Source organism: Sphingobium chungbukense (assembly GCF_001005725.1).
GTDB classification, from domain to species: domain Bacteria; phylum Pseudomonadota; class Alphaproteobacteria; order Sphingomonadales; family Sphingomonadaceae; genus Sphingobium; species Sphingobium chungbukense.
On the sequence record NZ_LBIC01000003.1, the window covers coordinates 508,726 to 525,752 of the forward strand.

Here is a 17,027-nt window from a genome sequence, read left to right on the forward strand (position 1 = left end):
ATCAAACCTTCAAATCCACCATGCGGCGGATCGTGATGAAACCGATCATGTAAAGGATGATCAGGCCCGAAAAGCCGAAGATGAACATCCTGTCCTGCGCCACGTCCATGTAGAAGGCCGGATTGACCATGAACAAACCGACAAAGGCCAGGATCGGCAGGGCGGTCAACATGATGGCGGTCATCCGCCCTTCGGAACTCAGTGCCCGGACCTTCATGAAAAGGCTCGCCCGCTCGCGGATGACGAGTGACAGATTTTCCAGGATTTCGGCCAGATTGCCGCCCGTCTCGCTCTGTACCGACAGGGAGATTACGAACATGTGCATTTCGTTCATGTCCCACCGCTCGGCCATGCGCTGCAAGGCGTCGCGCAAATCCGCGCCATAGGTGACCTCGTCCACGACGATGCCGAATTCGCTGCCGATCGGATCCCGCATCTCCTTGGTCAGCAGTTCCAGCGCGGCGGCGATCGGATGGCCCGCCCGCAGGCCACGCACGAACGTGTCCAGCGCGACCGGAAACTGTTCCTCCATCTTCTTGCGTCGGCGCTGGCTGAGCCGGGTCAACACCATCATCGGCAGGAATATGCCCAGCGCCACCGCAAAGGCGACCGCCATGACGATCATCCCCGCCGTCAGCCCATAGCCCGACGCCACACCACCGACGATCACCAGCAGAAACAGCAGGCCAGCGGCTATGCCCATCAGCATCAGCACGGTTCGCGCCGGAATGGTCAGCCCCGCGCCGTGCAACGTCCGCAACACCCCCAATCCGGCGCGCCCCCACAGGGTCGCATGATTGAAGTTCATTTCCTCGCTGTTGCGGCGCAGCTTGGAAAGCACGGTGCTCCGCTCATACCCTGCCGCGATCATCTTCAGCCGGCGGTTGACGACCCGCTCCGTACTGGCACGCGCACGGAGCCAGCTCGAAATGCCCTCGATCAGCAGGATGACTGCCGCGAACAGCAGGATGAGGATGAAGACACGGATATAAAGCGGGTTCATCACTGCACCACCGCATCGGGGCGGAACAGGTCGGCAGGCAGGTTGATGCCCCGGTCGGTCAGTTCGCTCATGAATTTGGGGCGGATGCCCGTCGCCTCGAAATGGCCGCGGACCATGCCGTCCTCATCCCGACCCGTCAGCTTGAAGCGGAAGATCTCCTGCATGGTGATCACCTCGCCTTCCATGCCCGTGATCTCGGAAATGCTCAGCAGACGGCGGCGGCCGTCCGCCAGACGCCCGACCTGCACGATGACATTGAGCGCGGACGCGATCTGCGCCCTCGCGGACCGGGGCGAAATATCGATGCCGCTCATGCCGATCATCTGCTCGACGCGCGACAGCGCATCGCGCGGCGTGTTCGCGTGGACCGTGGTCATCGATCCATCATGGCCGGTGTTCATCGCCTGCAACATGTCGAAGGCCTCACCGGCGCGGACCTCGCCCACGATGATGCGGTCGGGCCGCATGCGCAGCGCATTCTTCACCAGATCGCGCTGGGACACCTCGCCTCGCCCCTCGATATTGGCGGGCCGGGTTTCCAGCCGGGCGACGTGGCGCTGCTGAAGCTGCAATTCGGCGGAGTCCTCGATCGTCACGATACGCTCATGCTCATCGATACTGGCCGACATGGCATTGAGCAGCGTGGTCTTGCCCGATCCCGTGCCGCCGGAAATAAGGACGTTGCGCCGCGCCGCCACCACGGCCGCCAGTACCTGGGCCATGGGCCCGGGCACGCTGCCCAACTCGGTCAGGCGCGCCATGCTGATCGGCACCTTGGCGAACTTGCGGATCGACAGCAGCGATCCATCGACCGCCAGCGGCGGCACGATCGCATTGACGCGCGATCCGTCGGCCAAGCGCGCATCGACAAAAGGCGATGATTCATCGACCCGTCGTCCGACCGCCGCCACGATCTTCTGGATGATACGCAACAGGTGCTTCTCATCCTTGAAACGCGTCGCCGTTTCCACCAGCCGACCGCCGCGCTCGACGAAGACCAGCTTGTGTCCGTTGACCAGAATATCGGTGATGCTGTGGTCCTTGAGCAGCGGCTCCAATGGCCCCAGCCCCAGCAGTTCGTCCAATATGTCCGAGACCAGCCGCTTGCGCTCCTCCAGGTTCAGCGCATGCTTCTGAAGCGCGAGCTGTTCATGGACGATTTCGCCCACTTCGGCCTCGACCTGTGCCCGCGACATATTGTCCAGAGCGGATAGGTTGATGATGTCGATCAGCTTCTGGTGCAGCGCGACCTTGAGTTCGGTGTGCCGGTCATCCTCCCAGGATGCGACCGGCGCGACCAGGGCGTCCGCGGCTTCCTCCCGCGGTTCACTGCCTTTTTCTTTACGGATCTGCCACATCAGCCCTTCTCCGCCCGGCGTTCGGCTTCGGCCGCCTGAACGCAGCAATCGACGATATCCTGCAAATCCTTGCACACGCGGCTGCGCGCTTTCAGCTCCTGGATCAGCACGCCCTGGTCGAGTGCCGAACTGACCAGCGGGAAATCATTGGCGATGCTGAGGCTGACCGGATGGTCGAGTGCAGCCGCCGCATCCTCCAGCCCGATGGCGCGGAAGAATTTCTTCTCCACGCGATTGGCGATCACATGGATGCGGGAAGGATCGATGTCCTGGCTGCGCAGCAGAGCGATCTGGCGCCGCGCCTGACGCAGGCTGGCAATGGTCAGCTCGACCACCAGGAAAATCACCTGGGAACGAGCCACCAACGACATCGACCAGTTCGTCCAGTTGCCGGGCAGGTCGAGATAGACGGTGTCGAAGCTGCGCTGCGCCAGTTCGACCACGCGGAACACCTGATCGGCATTCACCGCCTCGATCGGCATGATCTCGGGCGGGGCGGTGACGACGCGCAGCCCCGTGGCCGTCTCGACGGTGACGGTGCGCAGCAGTTCCTGGTCGACGCGATTGCCGCCCGTCAACAGGTCGGCCAGCGTCAGCGGCGAAGATATGCCCATGAAGGTGCCGGCATTGCCGAACTGGATATCGAAGTCGAACAGGCAGACTTCGCTCCCCTCCTGCCTGGCCGAGCGCGCATGGAGGCTGGCGGCCTGGGTCGCGACCGTCGTCGCGCCGACACCCCCGACGCTCTTGATGATCGAGACCAGTTGCCCCGTCTTGACCTCGCTGCCCGTGTCGGCGGCAATGGCGGCCCTCAATTCGTCCAGGATCGACGTCAGTTCGCTCGCCTGCAACGGCAGGGCGACGACATCGTTGATCCCGCTGCGCAGCAAGGCACGCACGACCGGAATCTGCGCATCGCGAATGGCCGCGACCAGCCTCAGCTTGGGATTGGCCGCACGCAGGGCGATCAGCCGCTTCATCGACGCATCGCTGTCGGGTTCCACCTCCAGGATGATCGCCCTGGCCTCTGCCACCATCTGGGACGGCAGGGCAGCGGCAGACGGCAGCATGCTGAGCGTCAGCGATTGTCCGCTCAGCCCATCACCCAATATATCGGACGCCTGCACCTCCTGCTCGGACAGGATGAGGTGGATGCCCTCGTCGCCGATGTTGAGAGTCCAGCTCTCCGCGGGTTCCGCTGCGTTGGTCACGATGCCCAAATTCTTGTTCCTCAATTTGCAACCGTGCCCTGGCCATCTTCCATCGTCAGAGCGGATGTGAAGGCAGGCAGGTTGATAGAGCCTTTGAAAGCAGCCAAGGTAATCGGCCGAAAGGCCAGCGCATTCGGCAGGATACTCACTTTCACCAGCGGCGCGACATCTGAACCGTTGGGATCGCCGGCATAGCCAAGCCCTGAATAGTCATAGTCCACCTTCACGGCGCTGGAGGTTATTTCCGGCATGAACAGACGCATGCGGGCGACCACATTGTTGAAGGCGGTCAGCGCAGTCGCACTGTTACTGACAAGGGGACTGGGACAGGTCGCGCCCGTATTGCAGGTGCAGGACACCGCGCCGCCGCTGATCTTGCAGGACGCGCCGCCAAACGAACTTTGCGGGATCGGATCGCCCTGCGTCAGCCCGCCGCTGACGACGAAACTGTAATTGGCAAGGCCATTGGGAATCATGTCAGTGGCAACGGCAAAGCGCACGCCCATCTGCGTTGCTTTTTCCGCCCGGTTGCAGGTCCACATGAACCGTCCGACATCGATGATGCCGAACAGAAAGATGATGAGCAACGGCAGGACCAGCGCGAATTCCGCCGCCGACCCAGCACGGTCGTCGCGGACAAGGCGAGCGAATATGCGCATCATATGCCCTGCACCACTGCTTCGGATTCGGACACCAGATTCAAGGTCGAACTGGTAAAACCGAGATCGTTGAACAGGGAGGCATAGGGCACGGTCGCCGATACCTTGACCTTCGGCACGCTGGACATGCCCTTGTAGATGCCGGAATAATTGCCGCCGCTGATCGCCGTGCAACTGAGCGTAACCGAAACCGTGGTGGGCGCCGTCCAGTTGATCAGCCTTGCCGTACCGCCGGTTGCCACCTGTCCCGTGCGGGTGATGTTACGGGTTTTGTCGACCACGTCGCTGGCGACAGTGCCGGGGCAGGTAAAATCCGTCAGCGATCGCCGTGATGCATAGCGCGCGCCATCGCGCACGGCCTTGGCCACGACATGCTCGCTCAGGAAATAATTACCCGCTTCGAAAGACGCGAACATCAGGATAATGAGAAACGGCGTTACGAGCGCCATTTCCGCAGCGGCGGCGGCGCGGCGGCAAGCAAACAGGCGGAAAAGGAAAGAATGTTGCATCCGCTTCACTCGATCAGATAGGGAACAGAGCGCTCAATGACTTGAGGATTGCTCGCGCCGTTCGCCCCGCTGCCCGTATCGCCGATAACCTCGACATACACCTCTTTCTTGTCGGTATATGTATTGTTGCCCTTCCCTCGGGCGAAAGCCGGTTCGACCAGAAAAACATCCAGCCATTTGACCGGATCAATCCCTGTCGTTTTCCCGTGCAGATTCAATGCATTGCAGTTGAGAACGGCAACCGAGATGCGACGCCTGTCCACGCCAGCCGAACTAGGCGTGATACCGGCAATATTATTTGCCGGTATACCGAACCCTGTCTCTTTCCCGTTCGTGACATGAGGGACACCGATCCCATGCGATTTATTGTCGCCACCGATCACGCTCGGATGCGCCACTTCCCAATTATAGACCTCGTAACGAGTAGCTGTAGGACCCAGGGCGTTGTTTGTTCCGGCTATCCAGGCCGCCTGACTGGTCCATCCATAATTGACCCGGAAATAGGCGTCCCTGTCCCAGGTGGCATTACCCACTATGCCACAGGTCTGCGATCCTTGGGGCACAGCATGACATAGGTCGCGCGGATAACCCATGATATCCGGATAGGACGAGGTCAACGCCGCAACCGTTGTTGGCCGATACGGGTTGCTCGAAACGCCAAAATTATTATTGCAGGTGAGGCCATCGTTCGAGTTGCAAACCAGGTCCTTACGCGTATTGCTCGACGGAGAACAAGTTCCGCCATATTGCGATGGACAGGTCGAATTGCCGTTAGCATAGACATCGAAGCGGGTATTGAGCGCATCCAGCACGGAGGTACTCATGCCAGTCTTGGTGGAAACGCCATCCACAGTTTGGCAATCCGCCTGGATCGTATCGTAACCAAGCGCTGCGGCCAGCCCATTGGCACCATTTTGGAAGACCGAATCGAGCCAACCGAAGTTGCCCGGTGCATCCGCATTTCCAGTAATGAGCTTCAACCCATCACCGCGAACGGCGTTGAAGGCATAACTTTCGTTGGTATTTCCCGTCGGTTCATCCGGATTGCACATCATGACCGGCGGCACCTTGCAAATCGCCGATCCTACCCCAGCATAAGCCTTGGCCGACAAAGGGCCCGAAGACAGGGCCGACACGATCGGAGTCAAAGCAAAGTAAGCGGTCCTCGAATTGACCGTCACTTCGACAAAATTAGCGTCGGCATCGGTCAGCGTACCTGTGTCGCTGCGATCCTTGTTCTTGTAGAATTTGATGAAGCCGGTGCGGTCGCACGCCGTTTCATTGGCGATGGTCACGGCAAAACCGCCATGATCATTGGCGAAACGTGTATTGTTCGTGATCAATGCACTGGCAGCGCTGGCCGCCCGGCTACAGGCGTTGCTCTTCCCGTCAAGCTGCGTTGCAGCCGCCAAGGCCGCCTGATCCGCGGCCGTCTGCAATTCGGAATCAAGGCTCGCCATGCGCGCATAATCGAAAGCGATCCCCCCGACCGCGACCAGCCCGAACAGCGACAGTGCGACCGTCGGCGCCACCGCGCCGCTGGTCGACCGTAACAGGCTTTTCCGACGGGCAGACATGGAAAATCGCTCCCTTCCCCGATCAGTTGGCGCTCATGCCGGACCCGCCGCCGCCGCCATTGCCGCTCACGGCTTGCGTGGTCCGGATCGACTTGGGCTCCTTCACCTTGCCGGTGCGATAGCGTTCGACGGCCGCAGCGCTGCGGGTTCCTTCACCGCCCTCGACCATGGCGCCCTCATATTTCGGCTCCGGATTGATGACCTGCATGGCGTAATTGTGGCGCGCAGCCCCGCCGAAGGTCGGATCATTGGTGGTGCAGCCGGCCAGTGCCGGCAGCAGCAGCATCGCAGCAAGGGACGATTTTCCCATGGTCAGTCTCCCGCTCATAGCTCATATCCACTCGAAGTGGCGCCCGCCGGGGCCGGCGCATCCTTCGCGGGCGCGACCGGCTTTGGAGCCGCTTTCTTTTCCGGCGGCATGGCATCGGGATCGAGCGGGTTGATACCCACCGCCTTGTCCGTGCGGCCCATCAGGAACAGGTCCAGTTCATGCGGATTGCCCACGCGATCGGTCGGCAACTCCACGTCGGCGGCCCGCATCGGCTTCACCAGACGGGGCGTGACGATCATGACCAGTTCGGTCTGCTGCTTCTGGAAACCCGTCGAGCGGAAAAGCGTACCGATGATCGGCAAGGAGCCCAATATCGGCAGTTGCCGCACCGTATCCTGGAAGTCATTCCGCAACAGGCCGGCAATGGCGAAGGACTGCCCGTCCCGCAACTCCACGACCGTCTTCGCCCGCCGGGTCAGCAGGCCGGGAATGACCAGGCCGTTGACCGTCACGGAAGCCGAAGGATCGATCGAACTCACTTCAGGCTCGACCGACAGGCTGATGATGCCGTCGCTCAGCACGGTAGGTGTGAAACCCAGGCTCACGCCAAAGGGCTTGAACTCGATCGTGATGCCGTTGCCGCCACCACCCGAACCGGTGCCGGAGCCTCCATTGCCCTGAAGGACCGGGATCGGGAATTCACCGCCCGCCAGGAAGGATGCCGTTTCACCCGACAGCGCCACCAGCGTCGGTTCGGCCAGCGTCTTCACCAGCCCCTTGCGCTCCAGCGCATCCAGCGCGGAGAAGAGATTGAGGCTGCCAAGCTTGTAGGACCAGGTGCCGACGCCGAAGGCGTCCGACAGTCCATCCAGCAATATGGTGGGCGTATGATTGTTGTTCGTGGGAACGATCGAGTCCCCGGCCAAATTGCCGATCGTTCCCGCCGTCCGGTTGCCCGTGAAGCTGTGGTTCAACCCGATCTGCTTCGCGGCTTGCCGGTTCACTTCGGAAAAGCGCACCTCCAGCATGACCTGCTGGGACGCGCCGACCGACAGCATATTGACGATCTTGTCCTCTCCGCCGGCATAGGTCTTCGCGACCTGCACCGCCCGGTCGACGGCCGCGGCATTCGACACCGTGCCGGTCAGCACGACCGAATCGTTAGAGATGCGCGCGCCGATCTCTTCCCCTGGGATCAGTTCCGACAATTGCCGCTTCAGCGTCACCACATCCGGCCCGACCGCGACATCGACGACCGCGATCAGCATGTTGCGGCTGTCATAAAGCGTCAGGCTGGTGGTGCCCACCTTCTTGCCCAATACATAGAGCGACCGATTGGTCATGGGCAGGACGTCGGCAATTTCCTGATTGCCGACGAGGGCTTTGGAAAAGGCCCGGTCGACCGTCAATACCTGGCTCTTGTTGAGCGGGACGTCGAGTTGCCCTGCATGGGCGGCATTGTTGGTGCCGATCGACGCGATCTGCGCGGTGGCGGGCATGGCGACACCTGCGGCCAGCGCTACGGCGAGCGCCAGCCTCGTCACGGACTTAGCGGGAACCATAGCGCTTCACCTCATAGCTGGTGCCGGTCGTGCCGCGCACGACTTCGACCGTCGCGGTCGCGGACAGAGCGGAAACATTTTTCGGAACCGTGCGGCGGGGCGCACGCATCGCGGGTGCCGGACGCGGCGGAAGATAGGCCACGTTGGCGACGCGGGCACGCGGCCCGGCATAACCGCCCACATAGGCGCCATCACGCAAATCCTCCGTGCCGACCGTCTGGACGGCGGGATTGCGCTCATCCGTCACATTGCGCAGCACCAGGGTCAACTGACCGACCTGCTGCGCCAGCACCAGTTTCTGGGCATCGACCTGATTGACCTCCAACGTCGCGGTCTTGCCGACGGCCGGGTCTTTGGTCGTGTCATTGGCGTTCTGGTCGATGGCGATGACGCGCGTCTCCTGAAGCAGCACATCGGTGATCTGCTGGCTCTGGCCGGTGCCCGGATCCTGCATCGTGCGCGTCACGAAGACGTCGACAGTGTCGCCCGGCAGCACGAAACCGCCCGCGGCAGCCACATCGCTGACCCGGACGGCAACGGCGCGCATATCGGGCCGCAGCACACCGGACATGGTGGCTCGCCCGCCTTCGGCCGACAATTTGGATGTGAGAATGGGTTCACCCGGCTCGATCTGGCGCAGAACGACGCGCTGCTTGCCAAGCGAGGTGAGCTGGATGGGATCGCGGAACGAACCTGGCGGCACCGACGCTGCGGGCCAATCGACGACCTTGATCTTTTCCGGCGTTACCGAAGCTCCGAACGGAAGCGGCATGGAAGCGACGACGACCTTGACCATTCCGCCGGGAACGGCCGCCTGCTGCTGCTCGGCGCGGCTCAGATAGGCATTGGCGATGTAGACCGCCGCAAGCCCCAATAGGATCGCTAAGCCAAGGATGATTAGAGATCTGCGCTGCCCCACGACAACTCCCCCCCGGGATTGTAGAATTTTGAAAGCCGGTGCATATGCACCGGCTTTCTCAGATAATTAGCAATTCGCAGGCGGTGCGGTATTCGTACCAACCTTCGAAATGCAATTCGTGGCAGTTCCCATCGAATTCTTGATGGCACCACCCAGATTATAGGCGGCCAGTGCAATACCGGTGCCGACAATGGCCAGGATCAGCGCATATTCCGCCGCAGCGGCGCCGCATTCATCAGCCCATAGGCTTTTGATGAAGGTCATCTGTTTTCTCCTATCCTACTGTTCAACAGGTCGGCGCAGTGTTGGCGATACCAACCGACTGAATGCAAGTCGTGGTATTCCCCATCGAAGTCTTGATGGCACCACCCAGATTATAGGCGGCCAGCGCAATACCGGTGCCGACAATGGCCAGGATAAGAGCATATTCCGCCGCAGCAGCACCGCTCTGATCATTCCACAGGTTCTTGAAAAAAGTCATGTCTTTTACCCCTATTTCGCCGGAAACCATCTTTCCGACCGCTCTTGCAAAGCTCTGCGGTTGGGGCCTGACCACCTCGCGACCCCGGCGGCGATTATCACCCACTCGCCAGGTAGTTGGCAGTTCCCGTAGAACTTGAGATCAAATTGACCCAAAGCCACCGCAAGTCAACAAGGTAAAAAAAACATCAATTTTTCAATGTCTTATGGCAATTTTTTGTTAACCATTTTTTTTCACGACATTCGTTTCCACAAGTAAACGACATAACTTTCAGAATATATCTTTAGATATATACCTTAGTATCAACTATCATCTTTTTTTAGTTTACTTGAATAAATCATCACATCAATAAAATATAACGTCATTAATTTATTTTTTACTATATTTTTTTCGCTGCATATACTTTCATATGAAAAAGGTAATATGCCGAAACCCGAGCATATATATCGAAGGAATATTCCACCCCCTCGCCCTCATTTTCCTGCGGCGATGGTCTGCCTGAAGCAGACTGTTCAAGAAGCCGTCCATTTTGGACTTGCTTGCAATATCGCTCGGCCCGCCTCGGCTCGCCGCGAATCAGGCGCGACTCGGCGCGCAGAAATTCAAGGAATGGAAATGGTTAAAGGCATGATGCTCATGCAAGGGATCGGGACGTCAGCAGGAACCGGTCTTGCCGACATATCGGGATGGGACATGAGAATGGGTAATATGCCGGCTTGCGATCTCAGGCCGGCCGGAAAATCGCCCCTGGCCCGAACAGCGGCACACCCCTGGGACGGGGGCATTCCATTGTTCAGGCGCTGACCCGATGCCGGAAGGTGACGTTCACCCGCTCCGACAACAACAGATAGGGCATCCACAGCGCCGCACTGATCAGCACCTTTTTCACATTGCCGCTGAGCAAGTCCAGCAGCGCCATATCAACGGCACGCGGCACTTCGTCGATCGATGAAACCATATGGGCAATGCCAAGCTGCGCGAGCAGATCGATACCCCACACCATCACCAGAAACCGGGGGAACAGCGGCACCAGCCGCAGCGCCATGGCAAAGGCGAACATATAAAGGCTCGACAGGATGACGACATCCGCCAGCAATATGCTGTACAGGCTTACGAACCAGGACGGCGCAAAACTGCCCAGCGCGGGGACCGAACTCAGAAACTCCAGTGTCCGCACCGGCACGTTCAATATGATGCCCAGCAACAACGACGCCATGACGCCGTACAGCCCGAACTGCGACATCTCCCGCGCCCGCAGGCAATCGACCTTTTGCCAACGACCGACCTTGGCCAGCCGGAACGTCGGCTGCGCATGCACCTGCCCCATCGGAAACAGCTTCAGTCCCAGCATCAGCGTGGCGACCGGCAAGGCTACGACCAGCAGATAGGGCAGCAGGCCAGCGCCGCTCACCCACGGTGTCTCGGCATAGGGCGTCGCCGGAAAGGCCAGCCTGAGCCCGCAGGCAAAGGCTGCCACCAGGACCCATATCATCAGGATGCGTTGCAGATTGACCTGCATGGAAAGGACCAGGGCCACGCTCTTCCGGTAGAGATGATCCTTCACCATTCGCACCATGGACCGGAACCTCCTTTGGACGTGGGCCTGTTCGTTGGCCGCGACTATCTGACATTCTGGTAAACGCCGGGTAAACAGCCGGTTCCCTCAGACATTGTCGGTTCGTCCCGAATATGGGTATCCATGGCGCCAAGGGAAGCTCCCGGCTCCGCTATTTGCGCGGAATGGTGATCCGGATGGTCGTGCGCCCACCGATATTGCGCAGGAACACCTCACCGCCCAGCGCCTGTATCCGGCGCATCAGCGATCGGGAAGGCACGGCGCCGCTCGACCCCAGCCGCGCCATATTGGGCACGCCATCATCGCTGACCTGCAAGGCGATGCGATTGCCGTCCGGCTCCAGCGCGAATTCGATGGCGCTGGCCTGGGCATGGCGCACCGCATTGGCGACGATCTCCCGCACGGCGAAGCTCAATTCCCGCCCGATCATCGCACTGGTAGCGCAATTGCCGTCCTCGACCTTCAACTCGCAGCTTATGCTCCATTGCTCGCCCAGAGAACGCACCACCATCGCCAGCGTTTCGGGCAGATAGGCGAAATCTTCCTCATCGACTTCCGGATTGATGATCCAGCGAATGGTCGCGATCTGGTCCTTGGCGATCCGGTCGACATTCTCGATCACCCGGTGCGGGGCTATGGCCTGCCCGCCCAGCAGCGGCGCGACCTGGAAACGGATGCTCGCCAGCGCCTGAAGCACGCTGTCATGCAGTTCGCGCTGCAATCGCTCCCGTTCCCGCGCGCCGGCGATGACATGGGCCAGGTCCAGGCTGTTGCGCACCATCAATTCTTCGCAGGCGGCTTCGAACACATGCTGCGCTATCGCGGCGCAATCTTCATGGCGGGGGTCGAACAGACGGACCGCTCCCACCGCTTCGAAGGTTCCGGTCGCGACCCGCACGGTGAGCACCGTGTCGGCCTCCAATAACGAGGTCCAGGCATGTCCGCCATCCGACAAGGGCGTGAGCCGCGAAGTTCCGGCCTCTGACAGCGAGATCGACGCATCCCGCCGCGCGTCGTGCCACCCCGTGGTGACGGCCAGCAACGGGCCAAGACCGGCCGACGGCATCGCCTGCCCCATGCTGCTGGCAAAGCGCAAAGGCTCATGGCTGGCCGTCCGGAACAGAACGGCGCAGCTCTCGCCGCCGGTCGCCACCTTCAAGGCATGCAATAGAAAGCTGCCATGGTCGCTTTTGGCGGGAGGCGGATTCCCCTCCAGCAGCCTTTCGCTCCGCTCGCTTTCAAGCAGCGTTTCCCGTCGGGGTCCCAGCAGCACAGCCGTTATCGCAATCGCGACCAGCAGATAGCAGACCCGAAGGACCACCCGCTCCAGCTCAGGTTCCGGAGGCAGGGCCGCGATTTCGTCGATCCATGTCATGCCGAACGCCGCCGCACCGATGGCCAGTGCGATCAGCATGTAAAAACGACGGCGCACGATGAGCGCCACTTCGATCGCGATGAAGAAGCTGCCCGAAAAATAGGGACTGTCCGACGCGCCCGTCACCACCAGCAGCGGCAGGAACAACAGGGTGTCCAGCAGGACGGCCGGCGTGCGTATGCGCATGTCGACAACCCAGGACCGGGACGACAGGAATACGACGCCGAGGGCGAGCAACAGCATGAGAAGGGCGATGATATTTTCGGCCGTCTCCGCCCAGGACCGTTCGTTGGAAAAGGCGAAGCTGATGAGGCAATAGAGGCCAGCCAACAGGAGCCGGGTGAAATTCAGCGTCTGCCAGGGGCGAAGCGACGACAGGGGCAGCGCATCTCGCCAGCCGATCCTGCTCGCCAGTTCGATCCGACCATGCATCGCGTGATCATCCTCTTGCAGCGGCGGGAAGCCCTGTCTTCGATGCGCATCCTTATGGAAAGGAAATGATCGCCGCGTCAAACGACGATCCGCCTGGCGTGACGATAAGCGGATGACTGCGGCCCGGCGGCCACGATCGGGATCATCGCATCCGCCATGCAGGAGCGCCCTCCCTTCTCACCCGTGAAAATAGTCGTAGATTTGCTGGGCAACGGCCTTGGAGACGCCAGGCGCCTTCAGCAGATCCTCCAGCGCCGCGCTTTTCACGGCCTTCGCCGTGCCGAAATGCATCAGCAGCGCCTTCTTGCGGGAAGGGCCGATGCCGGGCACCTCGTCCAGCGAACTGACCGTGATCGCCTTGCTGCGCTTCTGCCGATGCGCGCCGATGGCATAGCGATGCGCCTCATCGCGCAGACGTTGCAGGTAGAACAGCACCGGATGGTTGAGCGGAAAAGTGATTTCGCGGCCGTCCGGCATATGAAACACTTCCCTGCCCTCTCGTCCATGATGCGGCCCCTTGGCGATGCCGATCATGCAGACATCCTCGATGCCCATATCCTCCAGAATCGCGCGGGCGGCCGATAATTGTCCCTTGCCGCCGTCGATCAGCACCAGGTCGGGCCATTCGCCGCTGTCGCGATCCGGGTCCTCCCGTGCAGCCCGGCCGAAGCGCCGCTCGAACATCTCGCGCATCATCGCAAAATCGTCGTTCGAGGTTTCGGGATTCTTCATATTGAACTTGCGATAGGCGTTCTTGCGGAATCCTTCCGGTCCCGCGACCACCATCGCTCCCAGGGCATGAGCGCCCTGGATATGGCTGTTGTCATATATCTCGATCCGTTCCGGCACGCCGTCCAGGCCGAACGTCTCGACCATTTCTTCGAGGATTTTCGCCTGCGTCGTCGTCTCGGCCAGCCGCCGGTCGAGTGCCTCCACGGCATTGCGCTGTGCCTGCCGGATGAGACGCGTGCGATCGCCGCGTTGCGGCACCTCGATCCTGACCTTGGAACCGATCCGTTCGGTCAGCGCCTGGGCCATCAACTCGCACTCGGCGGGTGCGCGATCGGACAGGACCAGCTTGGGCGGCGGCACCTCCTCATAGAATTGCGCCATGAAGCTCGCCAGCACCTCATCTTCCGCCACATCAGCCGTGTGCACAGGGAAGAAGCTGCGATGCCCCCAATTCTGGCCGCCGCGGATGAAGAAGGCCTGGATGCACATCGCCCCGCCCTTGGTCGCCAGCGCGAAGATGTCGGCATCGCCCAACCCCTCGGCGTTGATCGCCTGACTCCCCTGGATGAAGGTCAGCGCCTTCAGCCGGTCGCGCAGCACCGCCGCCTGCTCGAAATCGAGCGCCTCGGACGCCGCCTGCATCGCTTCGCCCAATTTCTTCTGCACGGCGGTCGACTTGCCGCCCAGGAAATCCTGCGCGTCCCTGACCAGTTCGGCATAGCTGTCCTGATCGATCCGGTCGACGCACGGCGCGGAGCAGCGGCGGATCTGGTAAAGCAGGCAAGGCCGCGAGCGATTGGCGAAAAAACTGTCCGTGCAGCTTCTGAGCAGAAACAGCTTCTGCAAGGCATTGATGGTGCGCGTCACCGATCCGGCACTGGCAAAAGGGCCGTAATAGCGCCCCTTATATTTGCGCGCGCCGCGATGCTTCTGGACGCGGGGGAAGTCATGATCCTCGCGCAGAAGGATGAAGGGAAAGCTCTTATCGTCGCGCAGCAGGACGTTGTAGGGAGGACGGAAGCGCTTGATGAGTTGCGCCTCCAGCAGCAACGCCTCGGCTTCGCTGTTGGTGGTGACGATGGTCATGGAGCGCGTCTGCGCCACCATCCGCTGGAGCCGCTTGGGCAGGCGGTCGACCTGGGTATAGTTGGTCACGCGGTTGCGGAGCGCCCGCGCCTTGCCGACATAGAGAACATCGCCCCGCGCATCCTGCATGCGATAGACGCCAGGCCGGGTGGGCAGCGTCCTGAGCGTCGTGCGGATCGCCTCCACCCCCGCTTCGATATCGGGCTGGCTGCCCGTGACTGTGAAGGTCGCCTTGTCTTCGTGGAAACGATCGGGAGATTGGGGGCCGGACATGCCGCAGAGATAGCGGCGCCCGCGCCTTTAGCAAAGGGAGCAAGCCGATTCTTGCGCCGACCAGAATGCAGGCGGGATGCGCCCTTCATTCAAAAGGCTGCATATCGTCCTTAAGATAGGCACGGTCCTTGATGTTCGAGAGCGGGCTCTCCCAAATCCATCCGCCGCCGGCAAGCAAAGCCACAAAGGCCAGCCCCACCTGGAGAGCCGCCGCCTCGTCATGGGAAAGCGTCAGCAGGGAAGGGAAAAGGATGACCAGCGATGCCAAGGCGAAGATCGCGGTCCAGCCAACAGCCAGAACGATGAGCAAGCGCTCGTTCACCTTGCTGACCGACGGCTGAAGGGCGGCTTTCATCAAGACGATCTTGTGCAGCCTCCCCTCCACTTCGTCTTCGAGGAAATCGACATGGGCCTCCCAATTTTCCTGCCAGAATTTCGACCCCCTTGCGGTGCGGATGGCCGCCAGGGACGTAAGCACGCCCAGCACGGCAACCGGCAGGGCGAGGGGCGGAAAGATCGCCCCGTGATCGGCGGTCAGCGCCAGGGCGGTGAACGCCACCAACTGAAACCCCCAGAAATAGGTCGCGCGCCTCCAGTAATTCTCGATTTCGAAACGTCGCAGATCATGGGCCCGCTCCAGCGCGGCCCGATGCGCCTCGCTGACGCCGGGGGCGGGAAACCGCATCTTCTCGAAATATATTCGCCGCAGCTCTTCCTCTTGCACGCTTCGCCCCTCTCACCGAACTTAGAAATTCTTGCCGTTGATGGGGAAAGCTGTCGATAGGCAGGAGAAACAAAAAAGCCGGACTTTCGCCCGGCCCTTTTGTTCAGCAATATCGGAACGGTCAGACGCTGGGGCCAAGCCCCTTGATCGCGTCGTCGACCAGAGCCTTATCCGCCTTCGCATCATGCCCTTGGGCTATCAGCGCCGCGGCGGCACCCGTGGCGGCATTCACCGCCTTGGCCCGGATATCCGCAATGGCGGTCCGCTCGGCAGCACCGATCTTGTCCTCGGCCATCTTCTGGCGGCGGGCGACCAGCGCCACGGCATTGGCCTTGGCATCTTCGAGCAGTGTCTCCGCTTCGTGTTCCGCCGATTTGCGCATGGCTTCCGCCTCGCCAGCGGCGGCAGCCAGCTTCGCTTCATATTCCGCCTTGAGCGCATCGGCTTCGGCCCGCAACTTGGAGGCTTCCTCAAGCTGCGTCTTGATCTGCGCGATCCGGCCGTCGAGCGCGCCGCCGATCAGGCCGGGCACTTTCTTGAACAGCAGGATCAGGATGAAGACACCCATCGCCAGGCTGACCCAGGCGGTGGCATCCATGCCGACCGCCTTCGGATCGGTGTGCGGGGCGACGCCCTCATGGGCAACGGTGCCGACCGGCTCCATGCCTTCGCTGTGGATCGCCTGGTCGATATGCGGAGCCTGCGCTCCACCCTGCTCTACAGCTTGATGCTGTGCTGCTGCCTCAGCCATGGGCCAGTGCCGCCTTTACTGCGTTGCGGGCCGCTTCGTCCGACGCATCCACGCCGGAAATGCGAGCCACCATGTCGCGCGCTGCATCAGCGGCAACGGTTTCAATCTCTGCCATCGCTGCATCGGATGCAGCCTTGATGCGGGCCTCGGCAGCGCCGATCTGGCTCGCTATGTCCGCATCGGCGGCGGCCAGCTTGACTTCGGCCGCCTTCGCGGCTTCGGCCTTCGCCTTGGCCAGCAACGCCTGGGCGGCGGCGCGGCTTTCGGCATCGCGGGCACGATAGTCCGCCTCGGCTTCGTCGGCGCGGGCGAATGCCGCCTTCGCCGCATCCAGATCACCGCTGATCTTCGCGTCGCGCGCATCGGCTGTCGCCTGGACCTTGGGCACCATGCCCAGGCCAATGACGAAGAAAACGAAACCGAAGGTCAACAGCAGCCAGAAGATCTGCGATGAATAGGTTTCGGCAATTTGCGCGATTTGAGGCATTTTATGGGATCCGTCCGATCAGGGCGCGGTCAATCAGGAGG

General features: G+C 61.3%; 17 protein-coding genes. All 17 read right to left on the minus strand.

What is annotated here, in order from left to right:
• Position 1: 1 nt before the first annotated feature.
• The 17 genes from YP76_RS08470 to YP76_RS08555 all read right to left on the minus strand — a co-directional run bounded on the left by YP76_RS08470 (position 2) and on the right by YP76_RS08555 (position 16,986).
• Positions 2-1,003: a type II secretion system F family protein gene (locus YP76_RS08470; protein ID WP_046763120.1), complete on the minus strand. Its 1,002-nt coding sequence runs from the start codon at positions 1,001-1,003 to the stop codon at positions 2-4.
• Entirely contained in the window at positions 1,003-2,361 is a 1,359-nt protein-coding gene (locus tag YP76_RS08475; RefSeq protein ID WP_046763121.1) for a CpaF family protein, read from the minus strand. Before YP76_RS08475 ends, YP76_RS08470 begins: the two co-directional genes overlap by 1 nt.
• Positions 2,361-3,596: an AAA family ATPase gene (locus tag YP76_RS08480; RefSeq protein ID WP_046763122.1), complete on the minus strand. Its 1,236-nt coding sequence runs from the start codon at positions 3,594-3,596 to the stop codon at positions 2,361-2,363. The genes YP76_RS08475 and YP76_RS08480 overlap by 1 nt, the downstream gene beginning before the upstream one ends.
• Complete coding sequence (locus YP76_RS08485; RefSeq protein WP_232307488.1) at positions 3,593-4,231, minus strand: TadE/TadG family type IV pilus assembly protein; 639 nt, start codon at positions 4,229-4,231, stop codon at positions 3,593-3,595. Before YP76_RS08485 ends, YP76_RS08480 begins: the two co-directional genes overlap by 4 nt.
• Entirely contained in the window at positions 4,231-4,740 is a 510-nt protein-coding gene (locus YP76_RS08490) for a TadE/TadG family type IV pilus assembly protein (protein WP_046763124.1), read from the minus strand. The genes YP76_RS08485 and YP76_RS08490 overlap by 1 nt, the downstream gene beginning before the upstream one ends.
• Positions 4,741-4,745: 5 nt before the next feature.
• Positions 4,746-6,317 carry a pilus assembly protein TadG-related protein gene (locus tag YP76_RS08495; protein WP_046763125.1) on the minus strand — a complete coding sequence of 524 codons (1,572 nt, stop codon included), beginning with the start codon at positions 6,315-6,317 and terminating at the stop codon, positions 4,746-4,748.
• Positions 6,318-6,339: 22 nt separating this feature from the next.
• The gene (locus tag YP76_RS08500; protein WP_046763126.1) at positions 6,340-6,627 is read right to left on the minus strand and encodes a hypothetical protein; all 288 of its coding nucleotides are present in this window, start codon (positions 6,625-6,627) and stop codon (positions 6,340-6,342) included.
• A gap of 14 nt (positions 6,628-6,641) precedes the next feature.
• Positions 6,642-8,150 (minus strand): type II and III secretion system protein family protein, encoded by a 1,509-nt coding sequence (locus tag YP76_RS08505; protein WP_046763127.1) that lies wholly within the window; start codon positions 8,148-8,150, stop codon positions 6,642-6,644.
• A complete protein-coding gene (cpaB, locus tag YP76_RS08510; RefSeq protein WP_084733072.1) occupies positions 8,137-9,069 on the minus strand; it encodes a Flp pilus assembly protein CpaB in 933 nt (310 codons plus the stop codon). The genes YP76_RS08505 and cpaB overlap by 14 nt, the downstream gene beginning before the upstream one ends.
• A 66-nt stretch (positions 9,070-9,135) precedes the next feature.
• The gene (locus YP76_RS08515) at positions 9,136-9,333 is read right to left on the minus strand and encodes a Flp family type IVb pilin (RefSeq protein WP_046763128.1); all 198 of its coding nucleotides are present in this window, start codon (positions 9,331-9,333) and stop codon (positions 9,136-9,138) included.
• Positions 9,334-9,355: 22 nt separating this feature from the next.
• Positions 9,356-9,550: a Flp family type IVb pilin gene (locus YP76_RS08520; RefSeq protein WP_046763129.1), complete on the minus strand. Its 195-nt coding sequence runs from the start codon at positions 9,548-9,550 to the stop codon at positions 9,356-9,358.
• A 793-nt stretch (positions 9,551-10,343) separates the two neighbouring features.
• Positions 10,344-11,126 carry a hypothetical protein gene (locus YP76_RS08530; protein WP_046763131.1) on the minus strand — a complete coding sequence of 261 codons (783 nt, stop codon included), beginning with the start codon at positions 11,124-11,126 and terminating at the stop codon, positions 10,344-10,346.
• Positions 11,127-11,277: 151 nt separating this feature from the next.
• Entirely contained in the window at positions 11,278-12,933 is a 1,656-nt protein-coding gene (locus tag YP76_RS08535; protein ID WP_198147446.1) for a sensor histidine kinase, read from the minus strand.
• 177 nt (positions 12,934-13,110) lie between these two features.
• Positions 13,111-15,024, minus strand: a complete 1,914-nt coding sequence (gene uvrC / locus YP76_RS08540; protein ID WP_046763132.1) for an excinuclease ABC subunit UvrC — start codon at positions 15,022-15,024, stop codon at positions 13,111-13,113.
• An 85-nt stretch (positions 15,025-15,109) separates the two neighbouring features.
• Complete coding sequence (locus tag YP76_RS26540; RefSeq protein ID WP_157035712.1) at positions 15,110-15,709, minus strand: RipA family octameric membrane protein; 600 nt, start codon at positions 15,707-15,709, stop codon at positions 15,110-15,112.
• Positions 15,710-15,869: 160 nt separating this feature from the next.
• Positions 15,870-16,499, minus strand: coding sequence for a F0F1 ATP synthase subunit B family protein (locus YP76_RS08550; RefSeq protein ID WP_046763133.1), 630 nt, complete (start codon positions 16,497-16,499; stop codon positions 15,870-15,872).
• Positions 16,492-16,986: a F0F1 ATP synthase subunit B family protein gene (locus YP76_RS08555; protein ID WP_046763134.1), complete on the minus strand. Its 495-nt coding sequence runs from the start codon at positions 16,984-16,986 to the stop codon at positions 16,492-16,494. Before YP76_RS08555 ends, YP76_RS08550 begins: the two co-directional genes overlap by 8 nt.
• Between the last annotated feature and the right edge of the window lie 41 nt (positions 16,987-17,027).

Excerpts from the sequence above, each read along its gene's own strand:
- YP76_RS08470 (WP_046763120.1), bottom strand. The coding sequence starts at position 1,003 with ATGAACCCGCTTTATATCCGTGTCTTCATCCTCATCCTGCTGTTCGCG.
- YP76_RS08475 (WP_046763121.1), bottom strand. The coding sequence starts at position 2,361 with ATGTGGCAGATCCGTAAAGAAAAAGGCAGTGAACCGCGGGAGGAAGCC.
- YP76_RS08485 (WP_232307488.1), bottom strand. The coding sequence starts at position 4,231 with ATGCGCATATTCGCTCGCCTTGTCCGCGACGACCGTGCTGGGTCGGCG.
- YP76_RS08490 (WP_046763124.1), bottom strand. The coding sequence starts at position 4,740 with ATGCAACATTCTTTCCTTTTCCGCCTGTTTGCTTGCCGCCGCGCCGCC.
- YP76_RS08495 (WP_046763125.1), bottom strand. The coding sequence starts at position 6,317 with ATGTCTGCCCGTCGGAAAAGCCTGTTACGGTCGACCAGCGGCGCGGTG.
- YP76_RS08500 (WP_046763126.1), bottom strand. The coding sequence starts at position 6,627 with ATGGGAAAATCGTCCCTTGCTGCGATGCTGCTGCTGCCGGCACTGGCC.
- YP76_RS08505 (WP_046763127.1), bottom strand. The coding sequence starts at position 8,150 with ATGGTTCCCGCTAAGTCCGTGACGAGGCTGGCGCTCGCCGTAGCGCTG.
- YP76_RS08515 (WP_046763128.1), bottom strand. The coding sequence starts at position 9,333 with ATGACCTTCATCAAAAGCCTATGGGCTGATGAATGCGGCGCCGCTGCG.
- YP76_RS08520 (WP_046763129.1), bottom strand. The coding sequence starts at position 9,550 with ATGACTTTTTTCAAGAACCTGTGGAATGATCAGAGCGGTGCTGCTGCG.
- YP76_RS08530 (WP_046763131.1), bottom strand. The coding sequence starts at position 11,126 with ATGGTGCGAATGGTGAAGGATCATCTCTACCGGAAGAGCGTGGCCCTG.
- YP76_RS08535 (WP_198147446.1), bottom strand. The coding sequence starts at position 12,933 with ATGCATGGTCGGATCGAACTGGCGAGCAGGATCGGCTGGCGAGATGCG.
- uvrC (WP_046763132.1), bottom strand. The coding sequence starts at position 15,024 with ATGTCCGGCCCCCAATCTCCCGATCGTTTCCACGAAGACAAGGCGACC.
- YP76_RS26540 (WP_157035712.1), bottom strand. The coding sequence starts at position 15,709 with ATGCGGTTTCCCGCCCCCGGCGTCAGCGAGGCGCATCGGGCCGCGCTG.
- YP76_RS08550 (WP_046763133.1), bottom strand. The coding sequence starts at position 16,499 with ATGGCTGAGGCAGCAGCACAGCATCAAGCTGTAGAGCAGGGTGGAGCG.
- YP76_RS08555 (WP_046763134.1), bottom strand. The coding sequence starts at position 16,986 with ATGCCTCAAATCGCGCAAATTGCCGAAACCTATTCATCGCAGATCTTC.